This is a genomic window from Flavobacterium inviolabile (assembly GCF_013389455.1).
Lineage (GTDB): Bacteria > Bacteroidota > Bacteroidia > Flavobacteriales > Flavobacteriaceae > Flavobacterium > Flavobacterium inviolabile.
This window is the reverse complement of the sequence record NZ_CP058278.1, coordinates 3525246-3538809: the sequence shown is the minus strand read 5'-3', so window position 1 is coordinate 3538809 and position 13564 is coordinate 3525246. Positions and strand designations below refer to the sequence as shown.

The following is a 13564-nucleotide window of genomic DNA, read 5'->3' as shown; positions in this document are numbered from 1 at the left end:
TTTTAGCCTTTTTTTATGGTATTTATCAGATCTTTTTGAGGACAATGATGCCGTTATGGCCGCCAAAACCAAAAGCATTGCTCATGACGGCAGTTACTTTTTTCTCAATGGCAGTATTGGCAACAATATGAATATCGCCCGGGATATTTTTATCCGGTTCGTGCAGGTTAATGGTAGCCGGAATAATATTGTGATTAATGGCTTTTATAGACAGGATCGCTTCAATAGCACCGGCAGCTCCCAATAAATGCCCGGTCATGGACTTCGTGGCGCTGATGCTTAAATTGGAACTGTTTGTAAACACTTTTTTGACCGCATTTAACTCGCTGATATCGCCAACAGGAGTAGACGTAGCATGCATGTTGATATAATCAATCTGTTCCGGATTCAATCGGGCTTCTTCCAGAGCCAGCTGCATGGCTTTCGCAGCACCAATACCTTCCGGATGCGGAGAAGTCATGTGGTACGCATCGGCTGTCATTGAAGCGCCTACTACTTCTGCATAGATTTTGGCACCTCTTTTAACAGCATGTTCATAATCTTCCAGGATCAGGGCTCCGGCACCTTCGCCCATTACAAAACCATCCCGGTTACTGTCAAAAGGCCTGCTGGCTGTTTTTGGGTCGTCGTTGCGTGTCGACATCGCTTTCATGGCAGCAAAACCACCCATTGAAGCCGGTGTGATAGGCGCTTCGGAACCTCCGGTTATAAATACTTTGGCTTTGCCAAGCTTGATGTAATTATAAGCATCCATAATGGCTGTATTAGAAGTGGCACAAGCCGAAACGGTGGTATAGTTAATGCCCTGTAAACCATATTTCATCGAAATCATACCGGAAGCCATATTGACAATCAGCTTCGGAACAAAAAACGGATTGAAACGCGGTGTACCGTCCCCTAAAGTGAAATCGCGCACTTCGTTTTCAAAGGTTTCCATTCCGCCCTGGCCAACGCCCCAGATCACCCCGATATCAAACGGATCCATTTTGGCAACATCCAGCCCGGAATCTTCCATGGCCTGTGCAGCGGTGTACAAAGCATATTGCGTAAACAAATCACTTCGTTTGATCTCATTGTGGGTTAAGTATGTTTCCGGTTTGAAATCCCTGACTTCACAGGCTAACCGTGTTTTGAATTTTTCGGCATTGAAACGGGTGATTAATCCGGCACCGCTTACGCCGTTGATACTGTTGTTCCAAAAGGTATCGATAGTATTTCCAATGGGTGTTAAGGCACCCAGACCTGTTATTACGACTCTTTTCATTTTTATTCCTTTTATGGTGAGCTCACCGGAAACGGTAAGCGGGTTAAAAGCTAAACAGTTAAAATAGTATTCTGAATGACCTGGTACACATCATTTTTGAGTACTTTATTCAGTAATAGTGATGCTAAAAGGGATGACTGAATGCAATAAGCTTTGGCTTTGGCTTCTTCGGTAAAATGAAAAACGCCTTTTGCTCTTCCGTTTTCTAATAAACCGGTCAGCCATATAATGATGTTGTCTGCCAGTTCCTTCAATTGGAGCTGCATGCTTTCAGACAGGGTATCATAAGTGGGTGATAAAGCGCCCATCAGGCAGACCCATTCGTTCTTTTGGGTTTTCTGATGCATGGTCACAAAATGCTGAAATTGCGTTTCATAGGGCAATTGTTCCCAGGATCGGATCGTCTGTTGGAATTTTTCTGCGGTATTGTCAATCACAGCAACACCCAGATCCGATTTGGAAGGAAAATAATAATGGATGGCAGCATTCTTAACGCCCAATACTTTTGAAATATCGGCATAGCTGAAAGCATGGTATCCTTTTGAGCGAATCAGCTCATCTGCAATACGGATTATTTCTTCTCTGGTAGCATTCATGGTACAAATATAAAAATTTTACTTACTAGTAAGTAAAATTTAAGAATACTTTTGCTTTTACATAAAAACAGCCCTGCGTGTAAAACAGGGCTGCTCATTGGGTTATTTCATTCCGGTCTTTAAAAGATTCGTATATCCTTTGGCCAGGAGCTTTGATTTGTCGTTATTCCAGATCTCACATTGTGCATTGACAATCTGGTTGCCTTTTTTAATAATACTTGTTTCGGCGATGATAATATCGTTTTCTCTTGCTGAGGCAAAATAATCGATAACGTTATTGATCGTGGGATAAAAATAGGGCTCTCCGTAGCAGATTAAAGTTGCGCCAATCGCATCGTCAATCATGGCTGCTACGATGCCGCCATGCAGGGTTTTATAGGGATTGGTCATTTCGTGGCGAATGGTGTACTGAAAGGACAAACGGCCTTCTTCCACCGCCAGCATGGTCGGTTTGAGCCAATTCATAAAAGGGGAAGGAGAAGTACTCACTTCTTTTCCGATATGTTGTTTTAAATATTCGAATGCCTCGTTTTTCATTGGGATAATGTTTTGGATTTAGCGGGTAATGTTTTCAATCACGACTGCCGATGCGCCGCCGCCGCCGTTACAAATAGCGGCTACACCATATTTACCGCCTTCCTGTTGTAAGACAGACAATAAGGTGGTGATAATCCTTGCGCCCGAAACGCCTATAGGATGTCCCATGGCGACACCGCCGCCATATACGTTGACTTTGTCCGGATCCAGGCCTAAGATTTTCTGGTTGGCTAAAATCACCGAAGCATAGGCTTCGTTAATTTCAAAATAATCGATTGCATCAAGGGTTAGTCCGGCTTGCTGTAAAGCTTTCGGAATCGCAATGGAAGGGGAGGTGGTAAACCATTCCGGCGCCTGTGCCGCATCGGCATAACCGATAATTCTTGCTAAAGGCTGTAGCTGGTATTGTGCAACCATTTCATCGGAAACCAGTAATATCGCACAGGCAGCATCATTAAGATTGCTGGCATTGGCTGCGGTAATGGTTCCGTTTTCTTCAAAAGAAGGCGCTAATTTCCCGATTTTCTCCGGAATGATCTTGTAAATGTCTTCGTCTTCCTGGAAAATAAGTGTATCGTTTTTTGTTTGGATGCTTATCGGGATAATTTCATTTTTAAATTTTCCGGATTGGGTGGCGTCGGTCGCTTTTTTATAGGAAGCAAGCGCATAAAGATCCTGTTCTTCGCGGCTGATCTGGTATTTTCGTACACAAATCTCAGCGGCATTGCCCATGTGGAAACCGTTGTAAACATCGGTTAAACCGTCTTTCAGTAAACCGTCTACCAGAGTGGAATTGCCCATTTTATTGCCTTTTCGCTGCTGGGTATAGTGCGGCACATTGCTCATGCTTTCCATACCGCCGGCTATTACCGCCTGGTCAATGCCCAGCTGAATCTGCTGTGCGCCCAGCATAACGGCTTTCATCCCGGCGGCGCAAACCTTGTTAACGGTAGTACAGTCGGTTTCGTTGGGAATACCGGCAAACAGTGCTGCCTGGCGTGCCGGTGACTGCCCCAGATTTGCCGATAATACATTGCCCATATATACCGAATCTATGGCAGCTGCCGGAACCGCGGTATGGTCTAAAACAGCTTTGATGGCAATGCTTCCTAATTCGGTGGCACTCAAATGTGAAAGACTGCCGAGAAAACCTCCTGTCGGGGTTCTTTTTGCGAGAATAATATTGACGTTTTTCATAATTTTATTTTATACCGATCGGTATATTTTTGGTTAAAAAATTTTTATAGTGCGGTTATTACTTTTCGGAGGGTATTCATCATCGATTGATGATAGTCCAACTTGCCGGTCAGGTTGATCATCATTATTGCGCCTTCAATCAGGGCGATAATGGTCAGGGCATTTTCATCGGCGTTAGTAGTGCTTTTGAATTCGTTCTTTTCGATACCTTTATTGATCAGGCGTACCAGGCTGTCTTTCCAGAACAGCATGGCTTTTTTTGCCAATGCTTTGAGCTGCGGATGGGTATCGTCTGCTTCAATTGCGGTATTCATAATCGGACAGCCGCCCAAAGGAAATCTTTCGGTGGCGAATTTTTCATACAGTTCCGGATAGCTCATTAATTTTTCCCGGTAGGTAGTCTTTTTGCTGATCTCCTGTATAAACAAAGTCTGCATTTTTTCATAATTGTACTGAAAAACAGCCAGTGCCACTTCGTCTTTATTTTTAAAGTTCCCGTATATACTGCCTTTGGTCAGTCCGGTGGCTAAAGTGATATCCTGCATGGACGTGCCGGAATAGCCCTTCATATTAAAAATAGGAGCGGTCTTCTCAATAATAAACTGCTTTGTTTTTTCGGCTTTGTTCATGACGATAAAAAATACAATACAAATATATACCGATTGGTATAATTTTGCAACATTTTAATTCGATTATATAGTCTGAGGAAATAAAATGATTTTGTACTTTTAAATCACTGTAATTACAAAGACAAGATGTTATCACATTATACCGCCGATTTTATCAAACATTTTCCTTTTCAAAAAGATTGGAAACCATGGGAAGTAACTTCTAAAATTCCGGATAGTATTTATGCTAAAATAGCCACATTACCGGAAAAAGAATATACCATTATTGACGGTATTGCGATTCATAAAACGGCTGTTATCGAAAAAGGCGTAACCTTAAAAGCACCGGTAATTATTGCTGAAAACTGCTTTATAGGCGCGCATGCATACCTGAGAGGCGGTGTTTATCTGGCGAGTTCCGTAAAGATCGGTCCCGGTTGTGAGATTAAAACCAGCATTCTCCTTGAAAATACAGCGGCTGCCCATTTTAATTTTATAGGCGACAGCATCGTGGGCAGTAACGTAAATTTTGAAGCGGGTTCGGTAATTGCGAACCATTATAACGAACGGGATAACAAACTGATTTTTGTTATGCATGACGGCAGTATAGTCGCGACCGGAGTTGAAAAATTTGGTGCCTTGGTGGGCGATAATACAAAAGTAGGGGCTAATGCCGTTTTATCACCCGGAACATTATTGATGCAGCATAGTGTTGTGAAACGGCTGGAACTGGTTGCCCAGGTTCCTTAACCCATGCTTTGGGATAGACAAGAGTGCCCAATAATTACGGTTGTTTTATCAAAACATATTCACCGTAAGGAACACTAAAGCTATTTACATTTGCTGGAGGTCCGTCTATAGTATTCAAAGATTCAAGTCCATTACCGGTATAAACAAATTGAACTTTTAATTTGGTTACCCCATTTTCAGTAAATTTTCTAATAACAAAATCATTACTAATCCCATTCCAAATATTTCTTCGGCTTGGCTCATTAAAATCTAGTAATAAACGCTTTTCATCCTCACTACATTCTGGACATGAAGGAGGTGAATATTTCTTAGCCATTGCAACTGAATAAAGATTATAATCTGTAATATCAGTATAAGTATTGCTCAAGTTTGAAAGGGTATTTACTTTTTCGACTCCATTCTCAATATATTGGTATTCTCCTATCAAATAATCCTCATAATAATTTTTAAACCCTGTTACTTTGTAAAACATAAGCTTTTTAACAAGTACTATTTTTAACAACGCATTGTCATTCATATAGAGCCAAGTACCTGCGTATTGGTCAAGAAAACCATTTATATCTTTATAGTAGGCTCCTTCAACTCTCCCAACACTTTCACTACCAAATCTTGGAATTATCGGGCTTTGTGAATAAACACTTGATAAAACAAAGCCTAATATCAGACTGTATATAGATGCTTTCATTACAGCTGTTTTACTAAAATATATTCTCCATAAGGCACACTAAAGCTATTTACATTTGCTGGAGGTCCATCCATAGTATTCAAAGATTCAAGCCCGTTACCGGTATAAACAAATTGAACTTTAAGCTTTGTTTGTCCGTCAAATGTTCTAATAACAAATTTATTACTTATTCCATTCCAAATATTTCTCCTGCTGGGCTCATTAAAATTCAATAATAATCTTCTTTCGTCTTCTCCGCATTCAGGGCATAATGGATACGTTGATTTAAAAATTCTTGCTTGAGAATAAAGATTATAATCTGTAATATCCGTAAAAGAATTGTTCAAATTTGAAAGGGTATTTACTTTTTCAACTCCATTCTCAATATATTGGTATTCTCCAATTAAATAATCCTCATAATAATTTTTAGGACCAGTAACATTATAAAACATTAGTTTTTTAACAAAGGTTATTTTGAAAGAGTTACCATCATTTGAATAAAGCCAAGTGCCTACATATTGGTCGTTAAATCCGTTGACATCTTTGTAATAAGCTCCTTCAATACCTCCAAATTTTTCATTACCATACATATCAATTATTGGCGTTTGAGGATAAATATTAAATATAGTACATACAAATATCAGACTGTATATAGATACTTTCATTACGGTTGTTTTACTAAAATATATTCTCCATAAGGTACACTAAAGCTATTTATATTTGCTGGAGGTCCATCCATAGTATTCAAAGACTCAAGCCCGTTACCGGTATAAACAAATTGAACTTTTAATTTTTCTTGTCCGTTTTGCATAAATCTTCTAATCACAAACTTATTACTTATACCTCCCCAAATATTTCTACGGGAAGGCTCATTGAAGAACAATAATAAACGTCTTTCATCTTCTTCACATTCGAGGCATAATGGATACGTTGATTTATATATACGTGTTACACTAACAATATTGTAATCAAATATGTTACTATATGTTTGGTTAATATTTGAAAACGTATTTACCTTCTCGATTCCGTTATCAATATATTGAAATTCGCCTATTAAAAAATCAGCATAATAATTTCTGACATCCGTAGTTACATGGAAACTATCTTTTGGTTTAAAGACAACTTTAAATGTTGTATTGCCATTATTGTAAACCCACGTTCCTATATATTGATTGTGAAATCCATTTATATCCTTGTAATATGCCCCTTCTATTCTACCGTATTTTTCTACACCGTACCTGTTTATGATAGGTGTTTGAGAATAGGTATTAAAGACGATAAATCCTAATATTAAACTGTATATATATGCTTTCATTACAGCTGTTTTACTAAAATATATTCTCCATAAGGAATACGCATTTCATCCGGAGCGTTATCTGGAGGCATAAATGAAGTACCATTTTTTAAGATTTTTGCAATTATCTTTTCTGTGCCATTTTCATTTTTATATCGTAAAATAATAGCATTTGAAAGATATTCTCTTAATGGATCGGAGATAAATAATTTTATCCGCCTTTCATTTTCATCGCATTCTGAACATTTTGGATACAAGTTTTTTGTCCAGATTAAGTTTCCTGAAATATTATATTCACTCGTATTATTAGGCTGTGTAATCATTTGCTGTAGCGTGTTTACTTTTTCAATTCCGTTTTCAATATATTGATATTCACCAACCAAAATATCCTGGTAATAATTTTTATATTCAGTCACAAAATGATCAAATGTTATTTTTTTTAATACTATTTTTAATGATGTATTACCTTGTTGGTGCTTCCAGGTTCCAACATATTTATCAAAATCGTTATCTATATCCTTATTATAGGTACCGCTTTTATATGTCATATCACTATCACTTGCAAGAGGTACTACAATCTGTGCCTTACAGGATAAAAAGAAAAAAACTAACAGTATTATCAATATGCTTTTCATTACGGTTGTTTTATCAAAACATATTCACCATAAGGAACACGCATCTCATCAGGGGAGTCATCAGGCTGCATAAATGAACCATCACTTTTATAGATTTTAGCGATTATCTTCTCTGTTCCATTTTCATTTTTGTAACGTAGAATAACAGCATTCTCAAGATATTTTCTTAATGGATCAGTAATGGATAGTTTCACCCTTCTTTCGTTTTCTAAACAATCGTTACACTTTGGATATAAATTGTTTGTCCATAATAAATTTCCCCAAACATTATGATCTCCTGTCTTCGCTGGTGGATTAATAATCTGGTTTAACGTATTTACCTTTTCAATACCATTTTCAATAAATTTATATTCACCTATTAGCAAATCTTCATAATAATTCATTTTTTGGTAGTACGTAAACGTTATCTTTTTTAACACAAAAGTCAAAGACATATTTCCTTGTTGAAACTTCCACGTTCCCACATATTTATCAAAATCATTGTCAACATCTTTATTATAGGTTCCGTTTGTAAACGCCAAATCACTATCATCCGCAAGAGGTACTATGACCTGTGCTTTACAGGATAAAAGGAAAGAGACTAACAGTATTATCAATATGCTTTTCATTACGGTTGTTTTGTCAAAACATATTCACCGTAAGGAACCCGCATTTCATCAGGGGAGCCATCAGGCTGCATAAATGAACCATCACTTTTATAGATTTTAGCAATTATCTTCTCTGCGCCATTTTCATTTTTGTATCGCAAAACAATAGCATTACTTAAATATTTCCTTTCAGGATCTCTATATCGTAGTTTTATTCTTCTTTCATTTAAATTACATTCAGAACATTTTGGATATGTATTCTTGCCGATGATCAAATTTCCAGAGATATTATAGCCACTTGCTTCTGAAGGCATTAACTCCATTTGCTGTAAAGTATTGACTTTTTCAATTCCGTTTTCAATATATTGATATTCACCAACCAAAATATCCTGGTAATAATTTTTATATTCAGTCACAAAATGATCAAATGTTATTTTTTTTAATACTATTTTTAATGATGTATTACCTTGTTGGTGCTTCCAGGTTCCAACATATTTATCAAAATCGTTATCTACATCCTTATTGTAAGTTCCACTATTATATGCCATATCACTATCACTTGCAAGTGGTACTATAACCTGTGCTTTACAGGATAAAAAGAAAGAAACTAATAGTATTGTGAGTATATTTTTCATAACTATCTTAATTACAATTGGTTGTTATTATAGGATTGTTGATATTTGTATTTGAATCAGGATTTAATGCTAATTTAGTCCATTTAGTCAAATCATCATCTGCTTTATACATTGAGATATTTAAATTATATTTTTTCAGAAACTCCAAAAAAGCTTTTTGATAGTCTACAGCGCTAATATTATCTCTATTCTCTGTTTTTGTATATCTTTTCTCCAAATCTTTATCGAAATCATCTCTATTACTATCATTCAAATAAATAGAAGTTAATTTTTGCAAACTTTCAACATCATCAGCACTAATGGCATATACTCCCATTTCGGATACTAAAATATGTACCGGAATAGTAGGATCCGGCACCCCGTTATTTCCTGAATAATTATGACGGGTATAAAAACCACTTAGTATCGCTACATCTGCATGAGAGAACATCGGAAAATGTGTAAACAAATGACAATGAATCCCTCCAAAAAGCATAGCAGACTGAGAATACCGAACAGAACTCTCTCCTGTACTCTGATAAGGCACTTCGGTTGCTATTAGTTTATTTTGTGGGTTCAGCGCCAGGTTATAGCCTTTTTCTTTAGTGCCGCCAAAAACCTGTTCACTATTCAGGGCACGAATAGCATTTTTAACGGCTGCACTTTTTAAAAGCTCTTTTAATTTATCGCAATGTACTGCTGGTTCCGATGGTTCCAACACCGGAACGGTTGTAAAATCAGGACAACGCGGACAAGGATTCGGCGGTGTCAGTCCATCATCGTTACCGGGTTCGCCATCACCGCCACCTCCTCCGGTACCTCCCATACCGTCACCACCGGAGTATTGTCCGGCGCCGGCGCCAAAACTGCCGCCTCCGGCCACCATATCGCAGGTCGTGGTGGTTACCTCAAACAAATGGTTCGGGTTGTTGCAATACTGGGTCGCCACATGCGGTGTGGTCGATCCGCTTCCCGACCAGGACTGGTCACACATCATCACCGTTGCCGTAACACAGACTATTTTTTTCCCTGCCAGCTCAGCATTGTATTCAATCGGTGTGATGCGGATTGCTCCGCTAAAATAAAAGGATTCGTGTGTGACACTCGGAACGATGGGGACTTCCGGAGTGTATTTTACGATAAAAGCCCTGGTAGAGCCGGGATTATCCGTATGGATCACCAGGTTTTCAAAACAGGTGCTGTCCGGTGTTTCCCGGACGATCTGAAAGGTATAGGAGGTTTTCCCTTCTTTTTCGATCACAACCGCTTTATCCGGTAAAATCGTAAAGCCGTATTGAGCTTCCATGATTGTTCCGGAGAAGCTGCCTTTGCCATGTTTGCCTCTGTTTAAGCCGGAAAGTGCCTGTACAAAAGGCTGTTCCTTTGAGAGTGCGTCAAAAGTGCTGTTGCGGATGGCAAGCCGTTCCCGGTAAGCATTCTTCTGAATAACATCTTCTTCCAATTCACATCCGGTGAGCAATCCCCCAAGTATAAACAATACGGCATAACAAATGGTTTTAATTTGTTTTTGATTCATAATCTCGCTTTTAGATTTACAAATAGTACCTGTTTACCGGGCAGTTTTTTTGTGGGTTTACACAAAAAACACCCAGTGCAGCAAAAGGCTATTCCTGTTGCTGTTTGTTTTGGTTATATGGGGAGTGATAACCGTATGTTATTTTAATGGGGAGCGTATATTGTTGTATTACAACAGGATAAACATAAAACTTTATTTTGAGATATACAAATAAAATTTAGAATAATGTTTGAAAAAGTAGTGTTTAATTCTAAAAAAAGCCAATTGTCCGTTATGTAAACGTAGTTTCAGACAAAAAGATACGGAAATCAGCCCGGGGAAAATTTGCTGTTTTTCAGGCGTGCCTGTCCAAAAAAAAACGGGCAGCTATATAGCCGCCCGTTATCATTTTATCAGGAAATAATAGTTATTCTGTTTTCAGTTCCGTTTTTGTACGCAGCAGCATGTATAGCAGTGCCAAAACGGTAATTCCAGCCGTTACATACATAATGACCGGTATTTTAGCAATCACGTCCTGATAGTACCAACCGGCACACAGGGCGCCCAGTCCGATTCCGGCCTCCAAAGCAATATACATGGTAGCCATTGCTTTACCGCGGTGATCGGCATGACTCATATCGACCGTCCAGGCATTTAAAGCCGGCGATAAGATTCCGGTTGCCACTCCGTAAATGGTGGATCCGAGCATTAATCCGGTAAAGCTTTCGGAGTAGCCGATAACAAAGAGCGATATAAAGAGGAGTACCAGACCGATTTTTATAACGTGGATACGGCCGTATTTATCGGAAGCCTTACCGGCAACAAAACGGATAACCAGCGAGGCAATGGTATAAACCATAAAGAACAAACCTTTGTTGGCAATTCCCATGTGTTCGCTCCAGTCCGGGATCAGTGTCAGTATGGCACCATAGGCAACATAAGATAAAAAGGTAACAATTGCTGCCGGTAAAACCTCTACGGCTATAATGTCTTTTCGGGATATTTTAAGAATGGAAAACCGGAAACGCTCTTTATTTTTAAGCGTTTCTTTCATATTCATCAGAATAAGAATTGATAATAAGGCAAATACGGAAGAAGCATAAAACAGCATATTCATGGACGAATATAACTTAATGGAACTTCCTATGGCGGGACCTATTGCCATTCCGGTGCTAAAACACAGCCCGTGAATACCGAGTGCTTCGCCCCAGCGTTCCCGCGGAATAATATCGGCCACATAGGCAGCGGTGGCGGTAGGCTTAAAACCGGTGGAAAAACCATGAAGCAGTCGTAAAAACAGGAATCCGGAAACGGTTCCCAATACCGGGTATAAAAAGCCGCAGATAAAACATACTATCGAACCGGTTGCCATTACCGGCACTCTCCCTAAGGTATCGGTCAGCCTGCCGCTAAAAGGTCGGGAAATCCCGGCGGTTAACGTAAATAAGGCAATGATCAATCCTTTGTATTCTGCTCCGCCCATACTGCTCAGATAATCCGGCAGCTCGGGAATGAGCATGTTAAAACTGGCAGAAAATAACAGGGAGCTTAAGCAAACCAAACCAAAATGAATATTGTAGATTGGATGGGAAGGTTTAGTAATCATTAGGAAAGGACTTTAAGCACACAAAAATACCGACTAATTGTGAAACAGGAAAAGAATAAAGCAGTAAAGTGTGCCGGAAATATAAAAATCCGATATACGAAACCGGCATTGCTGTTTTGAAACAGCAGTCCATTGTTGATGCATATTAAGGAATAGAGAAAGAAATATTTAAAAACAGCTGCTTAAAAAAGTATTTATCATTTGTTTTTTATTAAAAAATAATGATTTACACTGAAAATAAGTGAATTGATTTATTTTTTTTATAATTTTAGGAATAAGTTTAAACCATAAAAATTATAGATCAATGAAAAAGCTAACATTAACCCTGGCATTATGCGGATTATTATTTGCAACATCTTGTAAAAAAGAAACGCCAAAACCGGAAGAAGAAACTATGGAAGTAGCACCGCCGCCGGCACCTGAGGTAGCTCCTGAAGCAAATCCGGAGGAAACAAAACTGCAGGAAGATTTAAAAGCCGCTGAAAAATCCTTAGAGGAAGCTAAAGCAAAAGGCGATAAAGCTGCTGAAAAATTAGCTCAGGAAGCTGTTGATAAAGCGAAAAGCGCCTGGGATGCTGCTAAAGCAAAAGCTACAGAAGCTGCTGGTGAAGTAAAAGACGCTACCAATAAAGCAGTGGAAGATGTTAAAGCTGGTGCTGAAAAAGTAAAAGAAGACGCTAAAGGTGCTTTGGACAAAGCCAAAAAATAGTGTTTAAAAAATAAATTAGAGAAGCTGGAGTTTTTAAACTTCAGCTTTTTTTATGGTGTACTGCCAGCTATCGGCTGAACCGTTCCGAACAAAAGCATATTAACGTTTTTTCGATTCCATAAACAAAACCATTTTTAACCGGGATTTCAGGGAAAAGCGCTATTTTAGTCTGCTTTTTTTCCGGTACCATTAATATAATAAGCAGATGAAAAAACTACTGATTTTAGGATTACTTTTTTTAGCACATTACTCTTTTTCACAGCATATCGAGTTTCTCCGGAAAAATGATTCTATTGAAGACCCTAAGTACAGGCAGTTTATTTATTTAACGGAAAAAACGGATCTCGCCAATGCCCGGTTAATTGCTACAGTAAAAGCAACAGGGGAACTTAAAAATGTAGTCCGGCTGTTTGATAAGATAAAAAGCGAAACCCAGAAATATGGTGCCAATGCTTTTAAATTTGAAAGTTTTAGAAAATTAGACAATGCCACCGGGGAATTGATTCTGAGCACTTTTTTTTGTGAGGATGCCCTTTTTGAAGCTAACGTTATACACATTCCTAAAAATAAGATTTTTGTTTATGGCAGTCAGGACCTCACCGAAAACAAAACACAAAGCTATAAAGTTCAGGGAGAAAAATATGAAATCGGCAACGGGCAGTTTAAAGTATTCGATGTAAAAATCGGTGAAGAAATTAAAGTGAGCAAAGGCGGTTTTACCGGGATGGCTTTGTGGATTAAAAGAAGAGAAAACGAATACAGTACTTTCCTTAGTTTTTCGGGTATCGGCATGACCGGGATAGGGATAGGGCCTGCTAATGTAGGTGTCGGGGTGAATATTACTACCGGAAGAATCACCCGTATTGAACCGAATCTGGCTTTAGCATTATTAAAAATATACAGCGAAAAGCAATAGATACAATCCGGGAAATAGTAGTATTCGGGAAAAGACAGACCAAAAAAAGGAGGAATTGATTTTAAATCAAA

16 protein-coding genes are annotated in these 13564 nt (G+C 38.5%); 3 read left to right on the top strand and 13 right to left on the bottom strand.

The window, feature by feature from the left end; translation table 11 throughout:
- Positions 1-25: 25 nt before the first annotated feature.
- The 5 genes from fabF to HW120_RS15885 form a co-directional block, all read right to left on the bottom strand.
- Positions 26-1264 (bottom strand): beta-ketoacyl-ACP synthase II, encoded by a 1239-nt coding sequence (fabF, locus tag HW120_RS15905; protein WP_177735358.1) that lies wholly within the window; start codon positions 1262-1264, stop codon positions 26-28.
- 50 nt (positions 1265-1314) lie between these two features.
- The gene (locus tag HW120_RS15900) at positions 1315-1860 is read right to left on the bottom strand and encodes a TetR/AcrR family transcriptional regulator (protein ID WP_177735356.1); all 546 of its coding nucleotides are present in this window, start codon (positions 1858-1860) and stop codon (positions 1315-1317) included.
- Positions 1861-1962: 102 nt separating this feature from the next.
- Entirely contained in the window at positions 1963-2397 is a 435-nt protein-coding gene (locus HW120_RS15895) for a PaaI family thioesterase (protein WP_246297004.1), read from the bottom strand.
- An 18-nt stretch (positions 2398-2415) separates the two neighbouring features.
- Complete coding sequence (locus HW120_RS15890; RefSeq protein WP_177735354.1) at positions 2416-3594, bottom strand: acetyl-CoA C-acyltransferase; 1179 nt, start codon at positions 3592-3594, stop codon at positions 2416-2418.
- Positions 3595-3638: 44 nt separating this feature from the next.
- The gene (locus HW120_RS15885) at positions 3639-4223 is read right to left on the bottom strand and encodes a TetR/AcrR family transcriptional regulator (protein ID WP_177735352.1); all 585 of its coding nucleotides are present in this window, start codon (positions 4221-4223) and stop codon (positions 3639-3641) included.
- Positions 4224-4349: 126 nt separating this feature from the next.
- Between HW120_RS15885 and HW120_RS15880 the strand changes: the two genes are divergently transcribed.
- Positions 4350-4952 carry a DapH/DapD/GlmU-related protein gene (locus tag HW120_RS15880; protein WP_177735350.1) on the top strand — a complete coding sequence of 201 codons (603 nt, stop codon included), beginning with the start codon at positions 4350-4352 and terminating at the stop codon, positions 4950-4952.
- 34 nt (positions 4953-4986) lie between these two features.
- Here the strand turns inward: HW120_RS15880 and HW120_RS15875 are convergent, their stop codons facing one another.
- The 8 genes from HW120_RS15875 to HW120_RS15840 all read right to left on the bottom strand — a co-directional run bounded on the left by HW120_RS15875 (position 4987) and on the right by HW120_RS15840 (position 11868).
- Positions 4987-5637 (bottom strand): DUF6705 family protein, encoded by a 651-nt coding sequence (locus tag HW120_RS15875; RefSeq protein ID WP_177735348.1) that lies wholly within the window; start codon positions 5635-5637, stop codon positions 4987-4989.
- Positions 5637-6281 (bottom strand): DUF6705 family protein, encoded by a 645-nt coding sequence (locus tag HW120_RS15870; protein WP_177735346.1) that lies wholly within the window; start codon positions 6279-6281, stop codon positions 5637-5639. The genes HW120_RS15875 and HW120_RS15870 overlap by 1 nt, the downstream gene beginning before the upstream one ends.
- Complete coding sequence (locus HW120_RS15865; protein WP_177735344.1) at positions 6281-6931, bottom strand: DUF6705 family protein; 651 nt, start codon at positions 6929-6931, stop codon at positions 6281-6283. The genes HW120_RS15870 and HW120_RS15865 overlap by 1 nt, the downstream gene beginning before the upstream one ends.
- Entirely contained in the window at positions 6931-7545 is a 615-nt protein-coding gene (locus HW120_RS15860) for a DUF6705 family protein (protein ID WP_177735342.1), read from the bottom strand. The genes HW120_RS15865 and HW120_RS15860 overlap by 1 nt, the downstream gene beginning before the upstream one ends.
- Positions 7545-8153 carry a DUF6705 family protein gene (locus tag HW120_RS15855; RefSeq protein ID WP_177735339.1) on the bottom strand — a complete coding sequence of 203 codons (609 nt, stop codon included), beginning with the start codon at positions 8151-8153 and terminating at the stop codon, positions 7545-7547. Before HW120_RS15855 ends, HW120_RS15860 begins: the two co-directional genes overlap by 1 nt.
- Positions 8153-8767 carry a DUF6705 family protein gene (locus HW120_RS15850; RefSeq protein ID WP_177735337.1) on the bottom strand — a complete coding sequence of 205 codons (615 nt, stop codon included), beginning with the start codon at positions 8765-8767 and terminating at the stop codon, positions 8153-8155. Before HW120_RS15850 ends, HW120_RS15855 begins: the two co-directional genes overlap by 1 nt.
- 7 nt (positions 8768-8774) lie before the next feature.
- The gene (locus HW120_RS15845; RefSeq protein ID WP_177735334.1) at positions 8775-10283 is read right to left on the bottom strand and encodes a hypothetical protein; all 1509 of its coding nucleotides are present in this window, start codon (positions 10281-10283) and stop codon (positions 8775-8777) included.
- 406 nt (positions 10284-10689) lie between these two features.
- Positions 10690-11868 (bottom strand): MFS transporter, encoded by a 1179-nt coding sequence (locus HW120_RS15840; RefSeq protein WP_177735332.1) that lies wholly within the window; start codon positions 11866-11868, stop codon positions 10690-10692.
- A 304-nt stretch (positions 11869-12172) separates the two neighbouring features.
- Between HW120_RS15840 and HW120_RS15835 the strand changes: the two genes are divergently transcribed.
- Together HW120_RS15835 and HW120_RS15830 are read left to right on the top strand one after the other, a co-directional pair.
- A complete protein-coding gene (locus tag HW120_RS15835; RefSeq protein WP_177735330.1) occupies positions 12173-12577 on the top strand; it encodes a hypothetical protein in 405 nt (134 codons plus the stop codon).
- A 205-nt stretch (positions 12578-12782) separates the two neighbouring features.
- Complete coding sequence (locus tag HW120_RS15830; protein WP_177735328.1) at positions 12783-13493, top strand: hypothetical protein; 711 nt, start codon at positions 12783-12785, stop codon at positions 13491-13493.
- Positions 13494-13564: the final 71 nt, after the last annotated feature.

Bases quoted from the DNA above. Each gene is read 5' to 3' on its own strand.
- fabF (WP_177735358.1), bottom strand. From the start codon at position 1,264: ATGAAAAGAGTCGTAATAACAGGTCTGGGTGCCTTAACACCCATTGGA.
- HW120_RS15840 (WP_177735332.1), bottom strand. From the start codon at position 11,868: ATGATTACTAAACCTTCCCATCCAATCTACAATATTCATTTTGGTTTG.
- HW120_RS15890 (WP_177735354.1), bottom strand. From the start codon at position 3,594: ATGAAAAACGTCAATATTATTCTCGCAAAAAGAACCCCGACAGGAGGT.
- HW120_RS15830 (WP_177735328.1), top strand. From the start codon at position 12,783: ATGAAAAAACTACTGATTTTAGGATTACTTTTTTTAGCACATTACTCT.
- HW120_RS15845 (WP_177735334.1), bottom strand. From the start codon at position 10,283: ATGAATCAAAAACAAATTAAAACCATTTGTTATGCCGTATTGTTTATA.
- HW120_RS15875 (WP_177735348.1), bottom strand. From the start codon at position 5,637: ATGAAAGCATCTATATACAGTCTGATATTAGGCTTTGTTTTATCAAGT.
- HW120_RS15880 (WP_177735350.1), top strand. From the start codon at position 4,350: ATGTTATCACATTATACCGCCGATTTTATCAAACATTTTCCTTTTCAA.
- HW120_RS15900 (WP_177735356.1), bottom strand. From the start codon at position 1,860: ATGAATGCTACCAGAGAAGAAATAATCCGTATTGCAGATGAGCTGATT.
- HW120_RS15885 (WP_177735352.1), bottom strand. From the start codon at position 4,223: ATGAACAAAGCCGAAAAAACAAAGCAGTTTATTATTGAGAAGACCGCT.
- HW120_RS15850 (WP_177735337.1), bottom strand. From the start codon at position 8,767: ATGAAAAATATACTCACAATACTATTAGTTTCTTTCTTTTTATCCTGT.
- HW120_RS15860 (WP_177735342.1), bottom strand. From the start codon at position 7,545: ATGAAAAGCATATTGATAATACTGTTAGTTTTTTTCTTTTTATCCTGT.
- HW120_RS15865 (WP_177735344.1), bottom strand. From the start codon at position 6,931: ATGAAAGCATATATATACAGTTTAATATTAGGATTTATCGTCTTTAAT.
- HW120_RS15895 (WP_246297004.1), bottom strand. From the start codon at position 2,397: ATGAAAAACGAGGCATTCGAATATTTAAAACAACATATCGGAAAAGAA.
- HW120_RS15855 (WP_177735339.1), bottom strand. From the start codon at position 8,153: ATGAAAAGCATATTGATAATACTGTTAGTCTCTTTCCTTTTATCCTGT.
- HW120_RS15835 (WP_177735330.1), top strand. From the start codon at position 12,173: ATGAAAAAGCTAACATTAACCCTGGCATTATGCGGATTATTATTTGCA.
- HW120_RS15870 (WP_177735346.1), bottom strand. From the start codon at position 6,281: ATGAAAGTATCTATATACAGTCTGATATTTGTATGTACTATATTTAAT.